The following is a 625-nucleotide window of genomic DNA, read 5'->3' on the forward strand; positions in this document are numbered from 1 at the left end:
CCCGTGGACCCCCCGGTTCCCCGTTCCCCCCGGCGTCAGGCGACCAGCTCGCCGAACGCCGCCTCCTCGTCGACGCCCGCGCTGAGCGTCTCGTCCTCACGCAGCCGGCGCAGGGAGCGCCAGATGCTGCTCTTCACCGTGCCGACGCTGATGCCGAGGATCTCGGCGATCTCCGGGTCGGTGCGGCCCTCGTAGTAACGGAGCACCAGCATCGTGCGCTGCGGCTCCGGGAGCTTGGCCAGCGCCTGCCACAGCACGGCCCGCAGCTCGGTGCCGCGCATCGCGTCCGTCTCGCCCGCCGTCTCCGGCAGCTCCTCGGTCGGGTACTCGTTGAGCTTGCGGCGCCGCCAGGCGCTGATGTGCAGGTTGGTCATGGTCCGGCGCAGGTAACCGCCGACGGCGGCCTTGTCGCTGATCCGGTCCCAGGCCCGGTAGGTGGAGAACAGCGCGCTCTGCAGCAGGTCCTCCGCCTCGAAGCGGTCGCCCGTCAGGTGGTAGGCGGTCGCGTACAGGGAGGCCCGGCGCTCCTGGACGTAGGCGGTGAAGTCCGCGTCCGCCGTGAAGCACCGCTCCCCCGGGATCTCCCGGGCCCCCGTGGCCTCCCTGTACGCGACCGCCTACCACC

The 625-nt window shown here is 72.5% G+C and carries 1 protein-coding gene; it reads right to left on the minus strand.

Translation table 11 applies throughout. The features are described 5' to 3' along the window. Positions 1-35 precede the first annotated feature (35 nt). Positions 36-581: a SigE family RNA polymerase sigma factor gene (locus PV350_RS46935; protein WP_500339349.1), complete on the minus strand. Its 546-nt coding sequence runs from the start codon at positions 579-581 to the stop codon at positions 36-38. Positions 582-625 lie beyond the last annotated feature (44 nt).

The organism is Streptomyces sp. PA03-6a (assembly GCF_033792765.1).
GTDB lineage: Bacteria > Actinomycetota > Actinomycetes > Streptomycetales > Streptomycetaceae > Actinacidiphila.